The sequence below is a fragment of the Methylobacillus sp. genome, assembly GCF_036844465.1.
GTDB lineage: Bacteria > Pseudomonadota > Gammaproteobacteria > Burkholderiales > Methylophilaceae > Methylobacillus.
Map to the genome: position 1 here is coordinate 1 of NZ_DAIUFW010000012.1, position 18,674 is coordinate 18,674.

At 59.1% G+C, this 18,674-nt stretch carries 24 protein-coding genes; 9 read left to right on the forward strand and 15 right to left on the reverse strand.

The window, feature by feature from the left end:
* The 9 genes from V7Z75_RS12350 to V7Z75_RS12390 form a co-directional block, all read left to right on the forward strand.
* Positions 1-574 (forward strand): hypothetical protein (locus V7Z75_RS12350; protein ID WP_334108977.1); only part of this gene is annotated, 574 nt, incomplete at its 5' end.
* Positions 575-679: 105 nt separating this feature from the next.
* Positions 680-1,021 carry a hypothetical protein gene (locus tag V7Z75_RS12355; RefSeq protein WP_334108978.1) on the forward strand — a complete coding sequence of 114 codons (342 nt, stop codon included), beginning with the start codon at positions 680-682 and terminating at the stop codon, positions 1,019-1,021.
* Positions 1,014-1,391, forward strand: coding sequence for a hypothetical protein (locus V7Z75_RS12360; RefSeq protein WP_048704439.1), 378 nt, complete (start codon positions 1,014-1,016; stop codon positions 1,389-1,391). The genes V7Z75_RS12355 and V7Z75_RS12360 overlap by 8 nt, the downstream gene beginning before the upstream one ends.
* Positions 1,388-1,717: a hypothetical protein gene (locus V7Z75_RS12365; protein ID WP_048704442.1), complete on the forward strand. Its 330-nt coding sequence runs from the start codon at positions 1,388-1,390 to the stop codon at positions 1,715-1,717. The genes V7Z75_RS12360 and V7Z75_RS12365 overlap by 4 nt, the downstream gene beginning before the upstream one ends.
* The gene (locus V7Z75_RS12370) at positions 1,710-2,033 is read left to right on the forward strand and encodes a hypothetical protein (RefSeq protein ID WP_334108979.1); all 324 of its coding nucleotides are present in this window, start codon (positions 1,710-1,712) and stop codon (positions 2,031-2,033) included. Before V7Z75_RS12365 ends, V7Z75_RS12370 begins: the two co-directional genes overlap by 8 nt.
* Positions 2,030-2,473 (forward strand): hypothetical protein, encoded by a 444-nt coding sequence (locus V7Z75_RS12375; RefSeq protein WP_011254669.1) that lies wholly within the window; start codon positions 2,030-2,032, stop codon positions 2,471-2,473. Before V7Z75_RS12370 ends, V7Z75_RS12375 begins: the two co-directional genes overlap by 4 nt.
* Before the next feature lie 20 nt (positions 2,474-2,493).
* Positions 2,494-3,510: a 3'-5' exonuclease gene (locus V7Z75_RS12380; protein ID WP_334108980.1), complete on the forward strand. Its 1,017-nt coding sequence runs from the start codon at positions 2,494-2,496 to the stop codon at positions 3,508-3,510.
* A 135-nt stretch (positions 3,511-3,645) separates the two neighbouring features.
* The gene (locus V7Z75_RS12385) at positions 3,646-3,807 is read left to right on the forward strand and encodes a hypothetical protein (protein ID WP_334108981.1); all 162 of its coding nucleotides are present in this window, start codon (positions 3,646-3,648) and stop codon (positions 3,805-3,807) included.
* Positions 3,808-3,819: 12 nt separating this feature from the next.
* Positions 3,820-4,071 carry a hypothetical protein gene (locus V7Z75_RS12390; protein WP_048704452.1) on the forward strand — a complete coding sequence of 84 codons (252 nt, stop codon included), beginning with the start codon at positions 3,820-3,822 and terminating at the stop codon, positions 4,069-4,071.
* A gap of 71 nt (positions 4,072-4,142) precedes the next feature.
* Here the strand turns inward: V7Z75_RS12390 and V7Z75_RS12395 are convergent, their stop codons facing one another.
* From V7Z75_RS12395 to V7Z75_RS12465, 15 genes are all read right to left on the reverse strand, one after another.
* Positions 4,143-4,328 (reverse strand): hypothetical protein, encoded by a 186-nt coding sequence (locus tag V7Z75_RS12395; protein WP_334108982.1) that lies wholly within the window; start codon positions 4,326-4,328, stop codon positions 4,143-4,145.
* A gap of 644 nt (positions 4,329-4,972) precedes the next feature.
* Positions 4,973-5,143 (reverse strand): hypothetical protein, encoded by a 171-nt coding sequence (locus V7Z75_RS12400; protein WP_334108983.1) that lies wholly within the window; start codon positions 5,141-5,143, stop codon positions 4,973-4,975.
* A gap of 736 nt (positions 5,144-5,879) precedes the next feature.
* A complete protein-coding gene (gene istB / locus V7Z75_RS12405; protein WP_276662074.1) occupies positions 5,880-6,689 on the reverse strand; it encodes an IS21-like element helper ATPase IstB in 810 nt (269 codons plus the stop codon).
* Positions 6,682-8,178: an IS21 family transposase gene (gene istA / locus V7Z75_RS12410; RefSeq protein WP_037984367.1), complete on the reverse strand. Its 1,497-nt coding sequence runs from the start codon at positions 8,176-8,178 to the stop codon at positions 6,682-6,684. Before istA ends, istB begins: the two co-directional genes overlap by 8 nt.
* A 371-nt stretch (positions 8,179-8,549) precedes the next feature.
* Positions 8,550-8,846: a hypothetical protein gene (locus tag V7Z75_RS12415; RefSeq protein WP_048704459.1), complete on the reverse strand. Its 297-nt coding sequence runs from the start codon at positions 8,844-8,846 to the stop codon at positions 8,550-8,552.
* A gap of 67 nt (positions 8,847-8,913) precedes the next feature.
* Positions 8,914-13,704, reverse strand: coding sequence for a DEAD/DEAH box helicase (locus V7Z75_RS12420; RefSeq protein WP_334108984.1), 4,791 nt, complete (start codon positions 13,702-13,704; stop codon positions 8,914-8,916).
* A 324-nt stretch (positions 13,705-14,028) separates the two neighbouring features.
* On the reverse strand, positions 14,029-14,202 hold the full coding sequence (locus V7Z75_RS12425; protein ID WP_334108985.1) for a hypothetical protein: 174 nt from the start codon (positions 14,200-14,202) through the stop codon (positions 14,029-14,031).
* A 72-nt stretch (positions 14,203-14,274) separates the two neighbouring features.
* The gene (locus V7Z75_RS12430; protein ID WP_011254708.1) at positions 14,275-14,580 is read right to left on the reverse strand and encodes a hypothetical protein; all 306 of its coding nucleotides are present in this window, start codon (positions 14,578-14,580) and stop codon (positions 14,275-14,277) included.
* Positions 14,581-14,673: 93 nt separating this feature from the next.
* The gene (locus tag V7Z75_RS12435) at positions 14,674-15,339 is read right to left on the reverse strand and encodes a hypothetical protein (RefSeq protein WP_334108986.1); all 666 of its coding nucleotides are present in this window, start codon (positions 15,337-15,339) and stop codon (positions 14,674-14,676) included.
* A 90-nt stretch (positions 15,340-15,429) separates the two neighbouring features.
* On the reverse strand, positions 15,430-15,780 hold the full coding sequence (locus tag V7Z75_RS12440) for a hypothetical protein (protein WP_334108987.1): 351 nt from the start codon (positions 15,778-15,780) through the stop codon (positions 15,430-15,432).
* Positions 15,777-16,139 (reverse strand): hypothetical protein, encoded by a 363-nt coding sequence (locus V7Z75_RS12445; RefSeq protein WP_334108988.1) that lies wholly within the window; start codon positions 16,137-16,139, stop codon positions 15,777-15,779. Before V7Z75_RS12445 ends, V7Z75_RS12440 begins: the two co-directional genes overlap by 4 nt.
* 222 nt (positions 16,140-16,361) lie before the next feature.
* Complete coding sequence (locus tag V7Z75_RS12450; protein ID WP_334108989.1) at positions 16,362-17,081, reverse strand: hypothetical protein; 720 nt, start codon at positions 17,079-17,081, stop codon at positions 16,362-16,364.
* Positions 17,082-17,135: 54 nt separating this feature from the next.
* The gene (locus V7Z75_RS12455) at positions 17,136-17,711 is read right to left on the reverse strand and encodes a hypothetical protein (RefSeq protein WP_048704476.1); all 576 of its coding nucleotides are present in this window, start codon (positions 17,709-17,711) and stop codon (positions 17,136-17,138) included.
* Positions 17,712-17,731: 20 nt separating this feature from the next.
* Positions 17,732-17,980, reverse strand: coding sequence for a helix-turn-helix domain-containing protein (locus tag V7Z75_RS12460; protein WP_334108990.1), 249 nt, complete (start codon positions 17,978-17,980; stop codon positions 17,732-17,734).
* A gap of 98 nt (positions 17,981-18,078) precedes the next feature.
* A complete protein-coding gene (locus tag V7Z75_RS12465; RefSeq protein WP_334108991.1) occupies positions 18,079-18,630 on the reverse strand; it encodes a hypothetical protein in 552 nt (183 codons plus the stop codon).
* Between the last annotated feature and the right edge of the window lie 44 nt (positions 18,631-18,674).

Sequence of the window (18,674 nt, forward strand, 5' to 3'; positions counted from 1 at the left end):
TCATCGCTTTCCGCAAGGTGCCATTGAGCGTCAACATAATTTACGGATAAGCTCTAAGTCCGATGCCCGTGCGTCTTATCGCGAGATCGAGGCTTATGGTGCGGCCGGAATGTATTTTGTCCCCGGAAAGGGCTGGGGTATGAGCTTCAAGGAACGCCCCAAAACGGCCAAGGTTGAGGGACTTGGGAAGTTCACCTTTTTCGAAAAGGAAGAAGCCTGGGTGGCAATTCCTGACAAGAGAACCGCCGCCGGCAAAAAGCTCGAGGATCTGCTTCAGAACACTGCTGAGTTGCAGGAAATCTGGCAGTGGTCACTCGAAAAAAGCCTCGGCATCTACGGCGTTGTTGCGTGCGGGTTTCCGACGACCTTTCACTACTGTTGCGCCAAACCGCTTTTCGATGGGCGGGTGATCGTCTCCACGCCTGACGCGAAGAACAGGCCTACTGGAAGCGGTTACTCGCGCAACTTTGAGGACCCCGTTATTCCGGGGTGGGCAGTGGAAATCTCAGCTGACGCATACGAGGCTCTCAATGCGTTGCCTGAGTTTGGCAGGGAAAACGCCGAGGCTGCATGAGGTGTGCGCGTGACTGAGACGACAAGCGAAACGATTGACAGGCTACAGTAAGAGCTCGCCCGGGCAAGACAAACAATCGAGGCACAGCAGTTGGCGTACCGGGCCATGGTTGCCGACTACCAGCACTGCGCGAACACGCTGCAGGACGTATCAGCTCAGCTGGAAGGAGCAAAACAGGCGGCGTCAAGTGGCTGGCTTCGCGCGATCGATGACGAGCTGGTTTGCTCTTTCCTTGGAATTGCAAAGCCCGAAGAGAGCTGCGAGCAGGCAAAGCTCAAATTGAGCCGGCTCATCACCTGGCACGTGGGGGTCGCTTGCGATCCTGCTGTCAATGGAGGCTGGGTGCTGATGCCCCAGGTGCTTGACGATCGAATGCAGGAGATTTTGGATCGTGATGGCTATCGGTCGCTCGTTCAGTCCGCGCGAAAGGATTGTTCCGATGTTTGACGAAGAGTTGGAAGGAGATGGATTGGTCGATCTCATTGGCCGCCTTCGCGCCATGCAGGGCATGGGGGATGAACAGCTTAAATCGCTGATGGACGGCGTTGGTCCACAGGCTGCCGATGAGATCGAGCGTCTGCGTGATCTCATCGAGTCAGAGAGGGACGAAGCACTTGAACAGGCTCGTCTGCTTGGCATGGGTAGCGAACGAGAAGCCGCGCTAATGGCGAAGCTGGATATCGCCTCCGCAAGTAATGGTCGGCTCCGGTGGTTGCTACGGCAGATCATGGACGCACTTCCTGCGAACAGGGATTGGCTCGATCCGCAGTTGGAAAGCGAGGCAATTATTGCGGCGGACCAGGAGAGCAGCGCATGAGCGTTAAACAAGAGCATCGCTACTACAAGTGGGTGCTTGAGACTGGCCGTGCAGTGACCGATCGGCAGCGCGAGATCGAGGCAGCGACGATGGAGCGCAAGCCGCGCCCCTGCGTGATACCGCCCAAACCGAATGCCAATCGCAGACAAGTCCGGTCGTGGATGCGCAACAACGCGGACGGGTTCGGTAGTGCAACGCAGCTCGCGGAGGCTGCAAATGCTGCCCTCGAACTCCCACCTGGTGCGATGGATGACGAGACGCACTGGGTGTGGGAGGAGGCGCTTGCGGCGCTTTATTCTGATGAAACGGAGAAAATAAGTGCCTGAAACGCTGGAAAAAAGACGACCGCACGACCTTTGCCTGCATGTCCGCAGGAGCGGCACTGGAAGCTGTATGTCGTTCATGCCGCTGGATGCTCGAGCCCAAGATAATTTGCTCAACGATGTTCGAGGGCTGATTGCCGAATACGCTCAGAGCGTAAACGCGCCGTTAGACCCTGCCGCCCTCGCCGATTCGGGCGTGGAAATCGTCTCCGAGCAGACACTTCAGTACATCGCCAGTCTCGAAAGCCTTCTTGAAGAAGCCGCTGCCGATACAGACGACGATGCATTCGCAGAACGGGTCGAGAGGGCATTACGATGAGCGAAATGGATCGTGCAACCGTGCCTGGTCATGTCGAACTGGTCCGCGAAATCGCCAAGCTGCTTACCTCCCGAGTGGAGGCTGCGATGCAGCACACTTTCCGCCTTGAGTTGGCCGATGCAGCGAGTGGTAAGCCCTTCGCTCCGGAACAGCGCCGCGAACACCTGATGATCTTGTTTGCTGAAATCATCAAGGGCATGGGCGCTGATCGATTCTCGGAAACGCCGGTAGAGCTTCTCGACCAGTTTGCCGTCATGTCGGTGATCAAGAACCATGATACGGGCGGACTGTTGCGTAGCCTTGTTAACTCCTTCCTGATCGCCTACAGCACGCCGGAAACCGCAGATCGCGCCTACTTGGCGCTCATGCAGCTCGAGGCCCTGCGCGTAGAAGTGGGGGAGGCTCGGAAGGCAGTTTCAGCTAATGTTTTGATGCATTGATGGCAGGGCAGGAGAGGAAGATGGACCACGAGCAGATGGTATTGGCGCTGGGAGCCACCGGACAGTACCGGGTGCTGCGCCGCTTCGTGCCGGCAGAGTCGTATCAGCTCGATGATGAGAAGATTGAGGTGAGCCGAGTTCGTTCGGTCTTGGTGGTGGACGTCGAAACGACCGGTCTCAAGAAGGATTCGGACAAGATCATCGATATTGGCCTCGTCCTGGCTGAGTTCGACAGGGTTTCCGGCCAAGTGCTTCGCGTGCTTGAGCGCTACAGCGGCTTCGAAGACCCCGGTCGGCCGATCCCGGAGGAAATCACCCGATTGACCGGCATCCGGGATGAGGATGTCTTGGAGCAAACGTTCGATGATGCGCGGGTCGAAGCGCTCATTGCCCGAGCAGACTTGGTGGTGGCCCACAACGCGCCCTTTGACCGTGGCTTCCTCGAATTGCGCTTCCCTTCTTTTCAGAAAAAGTGGTGGGCTTGTTCGCAGCGTGAGGCACCCTGGTCGCAGATGATGACTGGCTCTACCAAGCTCGAGTGGCTAGCGTTCCAGATAGGAGGCTGCTTTTACGAAGCACACAGGGCTTTGGTGGATGCGGAGGTGACCTTGTTCATCCTCGCGCAGATGGGGCCGGGCGGCCGCCCCATCCTCTCTCACCTGCTGGAGGTTAGTGGGCGCAAGACGTATTGCGTCTGGGCTGAAGGGGCGCCCTTCGAGGCGAAGGACAAATTGAAGCTGGAAATGGGCTACTCCTGGAGCGACGGGGCGAGCCCGGACAAGCCGATCAAGGCATGGTTCAAGCAAGGGGTGGTCGATCTCGAGGCTGAGCTCGAGACGCTGGCCAGGACGGTCTATCTGCGGCCCGCTCATCTGACGATCGATTCGATGACCGGCTACGAGCGATTCACAGATCGATACCATTCTCGGGATAAGCGTCCGTTGCCCGGGCTTCAGGTTGAGGTGCCGGAACCCGTGGCAGCGCCTCCTGTGGAGCCCAGTCGTACGAGCACGCCGACACATGGCCTGCCGCTGTAGAGATCGGTCTGCACCGATCTGCGCCCGTGGGATTGAGGCTGAAATATTTTTCGTCTTGAGGGCCAATCATTTTGGAAGTGGGTTGGATACTGGTTTTGAGGGGTGCATGGTGTGCCCCTAGACCAGGAGGTTTTCATGAAGCCAGATAATGCAAGCAATGAGAAACGGGCGAGTCTTCGCGGACCCTTGGTCCGGCTTTCAATCGTGATCTTGATCGCCTTTTACATTGGGGTGCTGTTCGGTAAGTCAGAGGCGTTGCGAGTTTTTGCACAGGCCGGATGCCAGCTTGGTTTTTGATGGTTGCATATCATGATCGATCAAACCGCATGGGCCGCCCGATTCAAGGCCGGCGCACCGTATCAGCTCAAAGAAGCCCTTGATATCGCCGAGCGGCTGAACTGGGTAGTGATTGAGCACAGGGATGATCACAGCGCCAAGGGTGACTGCCTGTGGGCGATCTTGCCTGACGTCAATCCCGAGTTCTGGCTTGATGCCACGCCGACAAAGGACGAAGCGATCGCGATCTGTGAGTCGATGGGTTGGCCGATCAGGAAGGCCTGAGCGTGAACGCAAAAAAGGCCTCTGACTGAAAGGATCAGTGAGAGGCCTGGAGTCGAGTCAGAGACTCAAGATCACTCTCCAGCGCGAGCGATCATCACCCGTTCCGGGGGAGGCGGGCCAGGTTGTTCGATTTGAACAACAATCGCATCCACAACAGGAGCAGGTGCCTGAGTGAGTTCAGGTGGTTCCGACGCTGCGATGTATCCGATCATGAATACGACATGAGCGAAAACTTGGTTCAGGATGTAGGCTTCCACGATATCTCCTTGGGTTAGAACTGCACCCTGGAAATGCCATAGCCGGGCTAGTAAAAGGACTTGCGGGTCGTTTGGCAAGGGATTCTAAGTGAATCAAAAAGGTTACTTGCAGCGTTTCTTGTAACCCATTATCCTGCCCTTGAAGTTCAGTTCCGGCAGCGACCGCACGCACTGCTCGTCGGGACTTTTCGAAGGCTGCGGTGCGCCGTGGAACGTGCGGTGAGGCGGGAGGTAACGCAGCAAGATCGTGGTGGGGAATCACGGCAGGCCGGTGAAAGTCCGGCGCTCAGAAGCAAGGTCGTTCTTTGAGGGCTTGGCCGACCCCGCGTAGCTGATTCGGCGACAGAGCGGCTTTGCTTCTGAGCCACCAACGACTTGGTGGACAAGGAATGCGACGGAGCGCGGGGTCGCAACCCGCATGCACAGCTACTTGAGTACAGCGTACCGGTCCCCCTCTTGCCGGGTAGAAGGTAGCGTTCCGAAGCATGCCGAGAACCGAAGGCGCATGCGGCAAGCCGGGGAAGGGCCGGCACCTACAAGAAAGGCGACTGCCGCACAGGGAGAAATCCCTCCACGTTGCGGAATCTGGGCGCGCAGATCAGTCGCCTTCCTTGTGGGTTGGACTGTTGGCTTAGAAGCAGCCATCAGCTAAGGAGTCGGGCAAGGGCATGTAGTGACAGGGTAGCGCGGCCGAAGGGCATCAAGCCGCGTGAAAGGTCGATAGGTTGCTTGCGGGAATCCGCTTGCGACACAGCAAGGCGGCGTCGCTCGTCGCTGAAGCAATGGGGTTGCTCCCCTGAGACCGAGTTGCGCATGGGCCACCTGGTAAGCGCAGAGGCACCCCGGAGACGGTAAGGCCGAAGCCCCGTTTGGCGTAGCAGCACACCTCCACACCCTCCGCACTGGCGAGGCTAAAGGCCAGTATCAACAGGAAAGAGGGCGTCCCGTGAAAAAAGCTGAACAGGGCTGCCGAGTAATGCGAACGGACGGACGCAGGTTGCTAACGCTGTCAGGCTCCCTCTTTCCTGTTGAAGTGGTTTTTACGGCTGGGCTGACAACCTTCTGTCATTAAAACCGTAATCCGTGGCGAGTCAGCTTAGCTACGGCGGGGATCGCCCCTGTAATGGAAGTGCCAACGCACAGCACGAGATAGGCGATTGCTCGGTAGATCGGTCTCGGCTGGTCTATTCGGCGGCGAGACAGCCTGGAGAGACAGGCCTCACACGCATGGCCACTGGCAGATCGCCATCTTTTGCCGAGGGTGGATTAACGACTGTCGGAGGTGCGGCAACACCCGGCCCGATGCGGGCGCAGTGGTCAGTCGTGTGGGACGCTTCTGTCTGTCGGCGCCGGTCCAATATTGACCAGGTGTACCGGTTGAATTTTGACCAGGGGCGATAGCTGCTCGTCATTGCTGCAGCTGTGGATAAGTGTATCGGATTCGCGGTCCTGTTTGCCCTCCTGTGTGCTTGCTGTCGAGCGAGGGAGAGGCGACGCGGGGGAATCTGCGAAGGGCGTAGCCCGAAGCAGATTCCCCCGCGTCGCGCCGGCTCAGAACGGGTCAGCCCCGTCGCTTTCAGACGCTACAGCCCGCTTGCTCTTCTCCCTTGACTGGATGCGGGACTTGGCGGCCGCGCTGCTGTGCTGGAAGCGCCACGACTCGTTACCGGTCTCCACGATGTGGCAGTGATGCGTCAGCCGGTCCAGCAGCGCCGTCGTCATCTTGGCGTCGCCGAACACGCTGGCCCATTCCCCGAAGGTCAGGTTGGTCGTGATCATCACGCTGGTGTGTTCGTAGAGCTTGGAGAGCAGGTGGAAGAGCAAGGCGCCGCCGGCTTGGCTGAAGGGGAGATAGCCCAGCTCATCGAGGATGACCAGGTCCATGCTGCGCAGCGACAGCGCAAGCCGCCCGGCTTTGCCAGCGGCCTTCTCCTGTTCGAGCGCATTGACCAGATCGACCGTCGAGTAAAAGCGCACTCGCCGGCCATGACGCGTAATCCCTGAGACGCCCAGCGCCGTTGCCAGATGGGTCTTGCCCGTGCCCGGCCCGCCGATGAAGACGACGTTGTGCGCCTGGTCGGTAAACGACAGATCGGCCAGTGCTGTGATGAGCTTGCGCTCAACGCACGACTGCCCGAAGTCGAAACCCGCCAGATCCCGATGAACGGGGAAGCGGGCGGCCGACATCTGGTAGCGGACCGAGCGCATGGCGCGGTCGGTGGATTCGGCCTCCAACAGGCGCTCGATGAGCCAGCGCGCGCTCTGGAGCCCGACGTCACCGCCATTGGCGCTCAACTCGGCCCAGGTGCTGGCCATGCCATACAGACGCAAGGCTTTCAGTTCGGCGCCGAGCTCACGCATGATCAGCCTCCTGGGTACGCAGGCGGTCGTAGCGACCGGTGTCGGCCACCGGCGCCTCCTTGACCTGCAGCGTGGTCGGCACCGATTCGGGCAACGGCGCCTGGTTGAGCCGGGCAATGACATTAAGCACATGCTCCACACTGACCACGCCCGATTCGAGCACCAACTCGACGGCGACGAGCACCGTGTCGAGCCCGGCCTTGGGCACAACCGCGAGCATCTGGCTCATCACCCGGTCACCGCCTTCGCGCCGCAGCAGCAGGCGTTGCAGCCGCACCAGCGGCTCGGGCATCTCGGCAAACGGCGCCCCGTTCCTCAACACCCCGGGCTTGCGCTCCACCAGCGGCAGGTAGTGGCGCCAGTCGTAGCGGGTTTGCCCCCGCTCGAACAGGCGCGGGTGACTTGCCATCACGACCTCGTCGAACACGATCTCGATGCGCTCCGGATAGAACCGCTTGCTGATCAGCTTGCCCGCCAGCTCGCACGGCACCGAGTAGTGGTTGCGGGCGGCCGTCACCAGACAGGTGCTCGACACGCGGCCCGGCTCTTCGACATACCCATCGAAGGCAGACACCATCGGCATCAGGTGCGGTTGCTCGTGTTCGAGCATCTCGGCCACCGACAACGCGTACTCGGGATGACGCACTTCCTGCCACAGGGCCTGGCAACGGGCCAGCAGCCAGGCGTTCAGCTCAGCAAAGCTGCCAAAGCGCAACGTGCCGGCCTCCTGCCAGATCCGCCGCCGGCTGTCCTGCACGTTCTTCTCGACGACACCTTTCTCCCATCCCGAGGCGACGTTGCAGAAGTCCGGATCGAACAGATAGTGCGAGCACAGCGCCGAGAAGCGTGCATTGACCACCCGGCCCTTACCCTTCTTGACCTTGTCGACCGCCGTCTTCATGTTGTCGTAGATGCCGCGCCGGGGAATCCCGCCCAGCGCCTGGAAACTGCGTGTGTGGGCGTCGAACAGCATCTCGTGACTTTGGCTCGGGTAGGCGATCAGCACGAAGGCTCGGCTCGCACACAACTTCAGGTGCGCCACCAGAAGCTTCCGCCAGACCCCGCCGATCACCAGCCGCTCTTCGCTCCAGTCGAACTGGAACGCTTCGCCCAGCTCGAACCTCAGCGGCACAAAGGCGCGCGTCGGCGCGTTCGCGCCCGCCTGCTCACGCCAGTGGCGGATGAAATCGGTCAGGACCGTGTAACCGCCAGCATAGCCCTGCGATTTCAGTTCCGCGTAAAGCGCCTTCGCCGTACGCCGGTCGCGCTTCGGGCGCCGCGCATCGGCTTCCAGCGCCTGCAACAGCGCACCGTGGAAGGGATCCAACTTGCCCGGTGCTTGCAAGCGCCGGTAACGCGGCTCGACGGCCTCAGGGGCCGTCAGCCACTTCTTCACCGTGTTGCGCGACAGCCCCGTGCGCCGCGCAATCTCCGAACGGGACAGCCCGTCCCGGTAATGCATCCGTCTGACCTTCCCCAACAGTTCCATGGTGATCACCTCATGTCCTCTGCCTCAAAATGAGGCAGAGAGGTTAAACACCCTGGTCAGTCTTCAACCGGAATTCACCCCGTTAGATGGTCAGTTTTCGGCCGGCGCCAACACTTCTGTCGTCACTGAGGAAGTGCCAGTTCGATTCTGGCTCGTTTGCCGAGGCTTGGTAGGACGGGGGGCGGTTCGAGTCCGTGAAAGGTCGCAGGGCGACAAATGGCATGGCGGCCCGGAAAGACGGGCGCCACAGGTCGGTCGATTGCGCGAGATGCGAGGCCAGTCAAACGACCTCTGGCTAAGAAAAAAGAAAGAACGGAAATAGAAAGCCCGGACAACCATCTTGATGGATGGCTCCGGGCTTTCTGCATGGCTCAGGTCAGGCAGGTACGGTCGCTACAGACACGAAGCAGTGCCTCCTTGATTTCCTTCCAGGCGGCTTGACGCTCTGCCGCGCTTTCGAATCTGGCACGCCCCCACCAGAAGTCCATCCAGGTCCGAAGCAGCGCGATGTTTTCTTCATCCTCCTTCGTGGCAGCGCGAAACCGCTCACGAACCTTCAGACCATCCCTGTAAATGACCAATCCTGGCTCGGAAGCGGTCTTGCTCTCCGAGTAAATCCGGATGCGCTCGAGAACGTCGAGCAGTTCGTCACGTAATGTGCCATCCATTGCAGATTCTCCTTGGTTAGTGCTGCGTCAAGGAGATGCTTTGGGATGAGTGCGAAAGCTCAGCCCCTTATGCGACAAACTCGTTGAGTGGTGGCAGCTCTTGGACGATTCTGCAGCTTTCCAAGCTAACTCTCACAACCCGTTTGAGCAGATCGACGATATACCGCGGGTCATCCGACCACTGGTTCGGATCGTTCTTGATGCCTGAAGCCTTGTCGACCGTGACCTGGTAGCGCTCCATGATCCACTCGATCGCCGGCTTGCCGTTGACCACGTACGCGTAGGCCTCGAGCGGAATGTCACGCAGCACTAGGTGTGGGTTGTAGACGATGACGCTCTTGTCAGGCTTGCCGTCCTTCTTCCCGAAGGTCATCTTCGTCACCAGGTAGTCATCCGGCTCCATAACCAGGCGCTTCGCCTCTTCGGTTAGCGGGAACGGTTCGACCGTCTCATAGTTCAGGTGCCAGTCGCCCAGCCGGCGGCCGGCATCCGAGAATGCGTTGAAGTCCTCGGCGAAGGGAATGCGCGGGAGCATCTTCTTGAGGTCGGCCGCGAAGCGCTGCTTGTACTCGGGCGAGTGCAGAATCCCGTAGACGTACCAGAAGATGCCTTCCTTGGTGATCGTTGCGTCGCCGTAGTGGCCGCGGAAGGCGCCCAGCGCCCAGTCTGTAATCGCGTCACGGCGGACGTAACCATCGGTGTCGGGAGCCCCTACAGAAGAAAACATCTCGCCTTGGGGCTCAGCACCATCCTCAACCTTCTCATACCAGTAGAGAGGGAAGCACTGGCCACTGTCGGTCAAGTGCATGTTCGGTACGTGATTCGTGACTAGGGCTGAATAGCCCTTTCGATCAGCAACACCAGTGCTCGAGATCACGAAATTTGGATGTTTAGGCGTTGGGAAGAGCTTAGGGAGCTGATAAACACGCTCATTCAAGCGACGGCTGAAGTAAAGCCATTGCTTGTTGAACGGACGGTACATGCTCACGACTTGTGCTGCGCCCTCGTAAGCCAGTGGCTTCCGGCGTCTAACATCCTCTTTTAGGGCTCCCGTCCAGCCGATTGTTTTGGGATCGGTGTTCAGGATGCTATCGATGTCAGGAATCCGACCGTCCAAGTTTTCTGCACATACGCTTGCATACCGTTCGAGCTCTGCCTGATACACATTTATCATGCTCTGAACAGTCGACGATAGCGCCTCGCGGCTTGCGTTATAGACCCAAGGATCGCGGTTCGTCTTGACCCCCAGCGAATAGGGCTTAAAGATAGGCAAGATCGATGAGTCGCCGCCGTCGCCCACAGGAATGAACTTATCGAAGGCAGGGTCGCGCTGGTTGGCCCAGTCTCCTTGTGCATTAGGGGTAACTTTCTCCCAGGGCAGCGCATCGATGCTCCCGAAAGTCTCAATGATCTCGAGCTTCTCCTCCCGAGTCAGATAGTCACCGATGTCGTGGTAGTAGAGCTCACTGGGGCCAATGTGAGTCGGGTCCTTCAACATGAAGGTGATAGCAACGGGAGTTCTGGACCCTGCGTCGAAGATGCCACCACCTTCTTTGCGTCTCTCTTCGCCCTGAGTTCTCGCATCACCCCGGAGGTTGAACACATAAAGGTGGCTGAAATCCTCAGTCAAGCACTTGCGCAAGCCATCCATATTGTTGCCGTCGAGGAAGGAGCCGTTGGTGACAAACGCCACGAGGCCGCGATCTGTCACTCGGTCTGAGGCCCAGCGAACCGCACGAATGTAGGAGTCGTACAGGCTGTTCTTGTTCGACGCTGAAGATTGTGCAGCGTAGGTGTCCCGGATTCGGGCATCCAAGGATGGATACGGCACAGGGTTGTCATTCACTGAATACGGCGGATTCCCGACGATCACCCGGATCGGCTGCGCCAACTGGCGCTCAGCACGGGCGTTGTTCTCCGGCAGTACAACCTTGTCGACGAGGTCGTTCTCCTCGGTCATCTGGAAGGTGTCGACCAGAATCATTCCATCGAATGGCCGGTAGTCGCCAGTCACCGCGTGGTAGGCGGTTTCGATGTTGATCGTGGCGATGTAGTAGGCCAGCAGCACGATCTCATTGGCGTGCAGTTCATGGTCGAACTTGTGCGGCAGGTGCTCAGGATCGATCAGGCCGGACTGGATGAGCCGTACCAGGAACGTCCCCGTGCCGGCGAAGGGATCGAGGATCTGCACACCGGAACTTGCGAGCGACTCCCCGAAATGCTTGCGCAGCGCCGCATCTGCGCTCCTCAGGATGAAGTCGACGACCTGAACGGGCGTATAGACGATGCCCAGGCGCTCGGCCATCCGCGGGAAGGCGTTATGGAAGAAGGTGTCGTAGAGATTGCGGATGATGTCCTGCTTGGACTTGTCGCTCTTGGCAAGGCTGACGCGTTCACGCACGTTCTCATAGAACTTGTCGAGGCCTTCGGTCTCGGAGGCGATCGCCGACTCGCCCAAGCGATCCACGATGCGCTGTAGCGCCTTGCCGACCGCGTTGTGCTCGGGGAAGTTGGTAGCCGCGAACAGCGCCTGGAACACTGGCAGGGTCAGGATGTGCTGGGCAAGCATCTCCACCGCTTCGCCCCGGGTCACCGCCGGATTGAGCGTGTCCTGCAGCCCTTTCAGGAAAACCTCGAACTCCGCGGCAAGCGCCGCATCGCGCGCAAGCAAATCCTCGATGCGGGCGATCAGGCGCTCGGCCACCTGGCCGATGCTCTTGGCCCACTCGCTCCAGTATTCGCGATCGCCGAGCTTCTTCGGGATCGCCGCATAGACGGCCTCGTTAATTGCATCGATGGGCAAATCCGGGAAGTCGAGCGGGAGCATCTCGCTCTCGCCGCTGCGTTCATCTCCCGACTTCTCACCCCCGCCGTCGATCACCGCAATCCGGCGCCGGAACTCCGCCTCGTCGACCAGGCTCTCGTCGTGCGCCCGCAGCGCCTTGATGACCTTCCAGATGCCTTTGAACTGCGGGTCGCTGTCGATGTAGGCGTTGTAGTCCTTCACCTTCTCCGAGGGCATGCACACTGGCAAGATGATGTAGCCGTACTTCTTGCGGCCGGTGCGATCCTTTCGCATGACGCGCCCGACCGACTGGACGATGTCGACGATCGACTCCCGGGTGTCGAAGAAGACCACCGCATCGAGGGTCGGGACATCGATCCCCTCAGAGAGGCAACGCGCGTTCGAAAGGATGCGGCAGTCGCCCGCCTCGAGGTCGGCCTTGAGCCAGTCGAGGGCGCGTTTGCGCGTGAGCGCGTTCATCGTGCCGTCGACGTGATCGAGGTCGCAGCGCACCATGCCGGTCGGCTCGGCGCCGTCGTGGGCCTGCTGATAGACGGCGACCAGGTCCTTGAAGATGTCCGTCGTCTGCTTCGAGAGCTTGATCGACTTGGAGAAGGCCACCGCCCGGCGCATCGGCTCGACATCTTCGGTGAGCGTCTCTTCCTGGCCGTCCTCGCCGACTGCCACCAGACCCCGCTTGGAGAGGCCCTTCCAACTCCCGATGATCTTGGTCGCGAAGTTGATGTCGATCGCCTTCTTCTCGTCCAGGCGGTAGGCGTTGTTGAAGTTGTTGGCGAGCTTGGCCATCTCGTTTTCACGGACGGCGACGATCAGCACCTTGTACTCGGAGAGCAGATCGAGCTCGACGGCCTTGCCAAAGCCGAGCCGGTAGAACGCGGGACCGAAGGTCTCCTCGTCATCCATCGAGAAGAGCACCGCATCGGAGTTGTTCGCCTTGGTTTTCGAGGCCTCGGCGTAGATCCGCGGCGTGGCCGTCATGTACAGCCGCTTGGCGCCGATGATGTTCTCGTTGTGATGGACCTTCACGAACTCCGACGGGCTCTCGCCCGGCAGCGTCAGGCCGGTCGTGCGGTGGGCCTCGTCACAGATGATCAGATCGAACGCCCCCAAACCTTGGCGCTGGGCGTCGGCCACCACCTGGATGGACTGGTAGGTGGAGAACACGACCGTACGCCGATCGGGCGAGAGTGCGCTCGCCGCTAGGGCGACTTTGCGGGCATCGGTGGTCGCGGGGTACGCCAGGTCGTGCGTGCTGATGTCCTCCTCGTCCTTGCCGACTTTCGTGTCCGAGCACACGACAAAGGCGTGGAACGGCTCGATCGCCTCCGACGACCACTCCCGAAGCGTCTGGCCGACCAGCGAGATCGATGGGGCCAAGAACAGTACCTGGCCCGTGGCCGGCGTCGCCTGCTCCATCAAGCGCAGCGAGGTGAAGGTTTTCCCGGTACCGCAGGCCATGATGAGCTTGCCGCGATCGACTTCCTTGAAGCCCTCGAGGATGTTGCCTACCGCTTCTTCCTGGTGGGGCATGAGCGTCTTCTTCTCGCGCAGCCGAATGTCCTGGATGCGCTCGAGGCTGAACTGACTCCAGTCGATCGGGCTCTCGGCCAGATCCTTGAACCACAGGCGCGAGACCGGAATGGTCTGGTTCTCGAGCGCTTTCTCGGCGTTGCTGCTCCACTTGTCGGTCGTGGAGACGATCACCCGGTGTGCAAAAGAGCGCTCGCCCTGGCTGGTCGCAAAGCGCTTCCCCGAGGCCGTGAAGAAGGAGTCGATGTCTGCCTTCTGCAGGGCGTAGTCCGGATCGTAGAACTTGCACTGGATCGCCCAGTAGTCGCCTGTTCCACGCTCACGGGCGACCAGATCGATGCCTACATCCATGCCGCTACGGTCCGGCCACTCAGACCACAGCCAGACCTCGGCGAGCCGGTCAGCGTACTGCGGGTCAATCAGCAGATAGTTGGCAATGAGGCGTTCGAACCTGTCGCCCATCTCACGGTTGGACCGGGCGGCTTCACGGAATTCGGTGAGAATTGATTCAAGTGTGGTCATCCGTTGCTCCGAAAATGGCATGCATGCATTATCCGGTGCGCCGTAAAACCTCGTCCAATTGGGCGTGCTTGCGCAGCAAGCGGTCGTCGTGGCCGACAGGATTTGGCGGGATAAGGCGCAGCCGTGACTAGATTGTCAGGCCGATGCGCTGAGAGGGCATCTAATCATCTGCACGCCCCGGAAGGCTTCCGGGAACTGAACGAATCGCGGCCGCGATTCCCGCCGCTTCACCCCCGCCCAAGCCGGTTGAGTCCGCGTGGAGGTCGCTGCACGACAGGCCGGCTATGGATGGAGCACTGCGCCGGAACGCTGGTAGAGAGGATCTCAGCCCTTCGGCTTGCACTCCATGTGCTGGTACATGCCATGAGACCAAGTGGGGTTGCCGTTGTGATTCTTGCGTGTTTCAAGGATGGTATTTTCGATGTAGGCCTTCGCATCCTCGCACGCTGCGCTCGTCCCGAACTCCTGCATCGACACGATCGGGGTTCGTGTGAGCATGGTGCTTCCCGCATAGTTGGGAAGGTGACTGATAACAATCAGGATAAATGCAGTTGAGTTCACAGTGATGTCCTAAAGTGGGTTGGAGGTCGTTGCTGCCGACGATAGCGCGCGAATCTGACGAACCGCCGCAGTTTGCACCATGCGCGAGAACGAGATGCCTTTTCTCGCCTTTGTCCTAGAGGCTGCGTCCTTGAGCCAGGCACGCGCTTCCTCCCGGCTGCCAAGTTGATCAGCCAGTATCGAAATCACCATTGGATCGAGCGAGATCGTCGTCCTCTTCCCTTCGCGGTTGCGTACGTGAAGGCGTGCGATGTGTGCGACGCTCTTGCGAGGCTTAGGCACCCCTTCAGAGGGCTTGGGGCTGACGACTTCCATCTGACTGAAATCCTTTGGGTTCCGGTTGAATTAATGATAAGACAAAAGGCGAAAAAAAACGCCCCTTGAGAAAGGGGCGCATGGGTCAGTCGGTCAGAACCAAAGTTCGGTGCTCGTACAGGATGAACGTCCGGTCGACAAAGCCTCTCCGTATCGCCGCTGGTGACGGATGGCCTGCTGCATCTTCTTGGGAAGACTCGCCATCAGGCTGGACTTTGCCTTCGCAAAGGTCGTGCTGGGCTCAACCTTGCTCATCATGTGGCCGCAGCCTGCATGAATCTCATGACCGTCATCCATCAGTGCTGCGATCAACATCTCCTCGAGATGCTGTGCCTGCTTCCAGGCAATGCTGCGGTACTTTTCCGGACTTATCCCGTACTCTGCGTGAAACTCCTTGTCGTCGTAGCGCCAGATCGCGTGATCCGAATCCAGCGTGTAGATCGGAGTAACCACAAAGCACAGATCCCGCCCCATGAACGGCTCCTGCTGGTAGAACAGACCCGCCTTGTCAATCTCGAATCGGGACCTCAGAAACTGGTAGCGGTCTCCGTGACTCTTGTACCAGCCCTCACGCTCATCGACCTCAATATCAAAGGCCGCGGCGATCGAGTCGGCTGCTGCGAGCATGTCTTCTTCATCACACTGCCTGACGAAGTCCACCTCATCCTCGTCCGATTCGTCCTCGGCTTTTGCGTACGCAACGTGAAGTGCCCGCGAGTCATCTTCCAGCAGTGATGGATTCCAAACCCCGTACCCCATGATTCATTCTCCTTGAAGGTTGTTGCTGCCTTCATGAGATGGTGGGCTGCCGGTGATAAAAGACGGCTTCGGGTGCGTGGGCTGTTCCGCTCACATCGGGGTCGGGTCTGCCTCACCTAAACCAAGACGAACAAGCCGGGACTTGATCGCGCCAAGCGAACGACGATGGTCCTGCGCAAGCTGGTGGGGGCTCATCTTTTCTGCATACCCAATACGGAGCCGTTCGTCTTCCGCCTCACTCCATGGCTTCCCCTGATTGGACGCCTCGCCCGTCTCAGAACATGCCGCGACCTTTTGTTGCAGGGCTTCTGCGCCCAGAAACAGCGCTCGAACAACTGTAAGCTCAGAGAGGATGCCGCCAGATGGCAGCGCCTCACCCGTGATCGGATTAAACCCTTGAGCGAGCAACTTCAGGGTTTTTGCAGCTTCATTGCGAATCACAGCCGCTTCTCCTCCAGCATCCATTCATCATCGAAAAAGTCATCATCCACGCCAAGCCGTTTGCACAAGTCAGGCATCGATGAGCATGTTTTCGGTGGGCGAACACCGCCGGAGCGTCCGATCCCGGCGTAAAAATAGCGAGCCACGAACTGCTGGGGTGGTGAATCGATCCCGCTTACCTCCACGGTTGCGGCATACAGCGTCTCGGAGGCGCCTCTTGCCGCAGCGGGCACCACGTAGCCGTGAGCGTAGTTGATGGTCATGAACTCATTGGCGGCTTCTTCCTGGCTAGAAGCTGTGATCGACGTGACGTCTTTTGCCGACTCAGGCTTCACGAAGCGCACACGGTAGGTTTTCACTGCTGTATCTCTTGAAGAATTTTGCAGGCGGGGCAGTCCGAGTCACGGGAATCGAATCCTGTGACAGCGTCGGGGCAGAGGCCTCGATAAACATGGACCACCTGGCCGGTAGCGATCTTTACGAGGCCATCGGTTGCGGCATTCAGACAGGCCGCAAGGCCATCGCAGTTCTCGGGCATTTCCGTGATGCCGGTCGCCTCACGGAGGAGCTTCGCAGCGGCCTCAAGCGAGTAGCGCATTTTCGTTGATCCTTTCGTGACGCCAGTGTGTGACTTGGCCGCAGCCCACGCTTTCGGCCATAAAACTCCCGGAGGGCAGGGCAGAAAAGCGAGTTGTACGAACGATGTGGTAACCGACGGCAAAGGCGGGGTGTGCGGGGTTTGTAACCTCGGAGAGCCTGCAAAGCGCCTGCACCTCTCGACCCACAGGTGGGAGGCCGTCATCTACAGCGACCCATTGCTCGTTCACGGAGAATGCACGACCAGGCCGTGTTTCGACCCCCTCGTAAGCGAGCTTGCGTCGATACAGCGACTCGAGTGCGATTCCGACAAGGTGCTGAATGCGCTGCCGAGCACTCCCCTTCTCTGCAAAGAAGGGCGAGGCGGGTTGGTTTGCTTGGAGGAGCCGTTCAACGAGTTGATCGATGAGCGTGTCGATCTTGCCGGGGACTGCCTCAATCACAAGATCACCCCATCGCACCTCGCCCTCATGAGTCTTGGTGAAGGGCTCAAACGCTTCGATTTGGTTGTGATCGCAATAGAGGCAGCGCCACCCTGACAAGGTTGCGATCAGGAGCCCTCGATTGCCGTCGATGGTTCCGTGGTGACCTTCGTCATTCTTTCCACAGAGGAAAGGGTGTCCGGGGCCATGATCACTGACGCCAAATTGGTACTCGTTGAGGGTTTGCATCTGAGCGGGCGTGAATGGCGCTTCGATCCACATTTTCGTCTCTCTGGAAGCGATCACCCGCCTCCGGGGTGATCGCTGTGCTTCAATTTACTCGATCGGCAGTGCGTTGGCCGACGCCGGCTCGTCCGAGCCTAGCAGTGATGCAATGTCGGTTGCCGTGGAAGACGCCTCAACAGCATTCTCGCTGGAGTGTGCCGCAGCGCTCGCAATGGCCTGAGCGGCTTGCGCTTCCGCACTCGGTGTTTCAGGCGCACTCTCAGCCGCCGGCTCTTGCGACACCTCTGCTTGCGCGGCTTCCGCCTGGGCTTTGGCGAGCAAGGCCTCATCCTTTTCTCGCTTCTCGATGGCTCGAGCGTACTTGACGAGATCCTTGATGGAGAGCTTCGTGACCTCAAGGCCTTCAGCAATCCAGCCGGCGACTAACGCTGCGACAGCGGCACGGTCTGCGATGGCCATCGAAACCGTCCGGACAAGCTCGCCATCCTCATTGAGGGCGCCGTAAAACGCTGCGCCGTTCGGTTTGGTGATGGCACCTTCCGCGAGGTGGCGGCTTGCAAAAGCCGCTGCAGGGGGAGTCTTCTCAACTTCCCTGGGGTTCATGCTGACGAGCACGCGGCCGGGCTCGACGGCGACTTCGTATTCGTTGGTCTGCAAATTTTGCATCTGATCTTTCTCCTGAGGTGTTACTGGTCTTCGGTGGATTTACGAAGCATGTTAACAATCGCTTCGGCTTGCTTCTGAGTGCCATAGGCTATTGTCAGAAGCATTTTTGTTGCATTAGGGATATTCCGGCCGCTTTCGTAGCGGGAGCCACCCGACTGAGTGGTTCCAACGCGTCCCCAGAACTCGGTTTGATTTAATCCTTTCTTTGCCCGGTAGTGAATGACGTCCTCGGGCGTTGTGAATGCCAACTTAAATTTTGGGGTGGCCATCTACCTTCTCTCCTAGTGTTTTCGAATAATCGTTTCGCTTATTAATTCTCATCCTAACAGCGCTGAAATCCTTGTCAAATGTGGTTTCTACCTTCAAGCTAAAGGGCGAAATAGCCTGCGATAGGAATCAACAGGGGCCACGACCTAAGCGCAATCTTGATATCACTGGTAGATGGCCACGCGCTCATGGAGACTTGTGCAAGAACATACCAAGCGAGTAGATCCCACCATGAGAAAAACCATCCGTATCGTGTGCGCCAGTGAATGAAGATAGCGACGCCAACGAATCCAAGCAGGGGCGCAAATCCGACGAAAACGGCGTTGAACCATCGGATGTTGTTGAGTCGAACATGCCCGAGCTCGTAATAGCCCTTGTCGATATGGCGCGGGATGATGCTCATCGCCACCGGCTTTGCGTAGGTTAGAACACCAACGAGCAGATGCAGGAGCTCGTGGATGAATACGCCGGCGAGCAGGGAAAGGCTCTTGGTGTAGAGGCCGGACCGCGCATGGAGCGCTTGGAGCCAGGCGCAGATGAGAAAGACCGGGATGAGGTAGAGAATGGCGTTAGTGTGTGCGTCGAATACAAGGCGCGCATCGCGTAGAAGCTGAAGGAGTCCGAGGTAGGTCTCAGTGAGAGGAGGGGCCATGGGCGTGGTGTGGAAAAAAAGAACCCGATCGAGCGCGAGGCAAG

Coding starts and splice junctions, on each gene's coding strand:
- V7Z75_RS12355 (WP_334108978.1), top strand. CDS start 680: ATGGTTGCCGACTACCAGCACTGCGCGAACACGCTGCAGGACGTATCA.
- V7Z75_RS12360 (WP_048704439.1), top strand. CDS start 1,014: ATGTTTGACGAAGAGTTGGAAGGAGATGGATTGGTCGATCTCATTGGC.
- V7Z75_RS12365 (WP_048704442.1), top strand. CDS start 1,388: ATGAGCGTTAAACAAGAGCATCGCTACTACAAGTGGGTGCTTGAGACT.
- V7Z75_RS12375 (WP_011254669.1), top strand. CDS start 2,030: ATGAGCGAAATGGATCGTGCAACCGTGCCTGGTCATGTCGAACTGGTC.
- V7Z75_RS12380 (WP_334108980.1), top strand. CDS start 2,494: ATGGACCACGAGCAGATGGTATTGGCGCTGGGAGCCACCGGACAGTAC.
- V7Z75_RS12385 (WP_334108981.1), top strand. CDS start 3,646: ATGAAGCCAGATAATGCAAGCAATGAGAAACGGGCGAGTCTTCGCGGA.
- V7Z75_RS12390 (WP_048704452.1), top strand. CDS start 3,820: ATGATCGATCAAACCGCATGGGCCGCCCGATTCAAGGCCGGCGCACCG.
- V7Z75_RS12400 (WP_334108983.1), bottom strand. CDS start 5,143: ATGCGCAACTCGGTCTCAGGGGAGCAACCCCATTGCTTCAGCGACGAG.
- istB (WP_276662074.1), bottom strand. CDS start 6,689: ATGCGTGAGCTCGGCGCCGAACTGAAAGCCTTGCGTCTGTATGGCATG.
- istA (WP_037984367.1), bottom strand. CDS start 8,178: ATGGAACTGTTGGGGAAGGTCAGACGGATGCATTACCGGGACGGGCTG.
- V7Z75_RS12415 (WP_048704459.1), bottom strand. CDS start 8,846: ATGGATGGCACATTACGTGACGAACTGCTCGACGTTCTCGAGCGCATC.
- V7Z75_RS12420 (WP_334108984.1), bottom strand. CDS start 13,704: ATGACCACACTTGAATCAATTCTCACCGAATTCCGTGAAGCCGCCCGG.
- V7Z75_RS12425 (WP_334108985.1), bottom strand. CDS start 14,202: ATGCTCACACGAACCCCGATCGTGTCGATGCAGGAGTTCGGGACGAGC.
- V7Z75_RS12430 (WP_011254708.1), bottom strand. CDS start 14,580: ATGGAAGTCGTCAGCCCCAAGCCCTCTGAAGGGGTGCCTAAGCCTCGC.
- V7Z75_RS12435 (WP_334108986.1), bottom strand. CDS start 15,339: ATGGGGTACGGGGTTTGGAATCCATCACTGCTGGAAGATGACTCGCGG.
- V7Z75_RS12450 (WP_334108989.1), bottom strand. CDS start 17,081: ATGTGGATCGAAGCGCCATTCACGCCCGCTCAGATGCAAACCCTCAAC.
- V7Z75_RS12455 (WP_048704476.1), bottom strand. CDS start 17,711: ATGCAAAATTTGCAGACCAACGAATACGAAGTCGCCGTCGAGCCCGGC.
- V7Z75_RS12460 (WP_334108990.1), bottom strand. CDS start 17,980: ATGGCCACCCCAAAATTTAAGTTGGCATTCACAACGCCCGAGGACGTC.
- V7Z75_RS12465 (WP_334108991.1), bottom strand. CDS start 18,630: ATGGCCCCTCCTCTCACTGAGACCTACCTCGGACTCCTTCAGCTTCTA.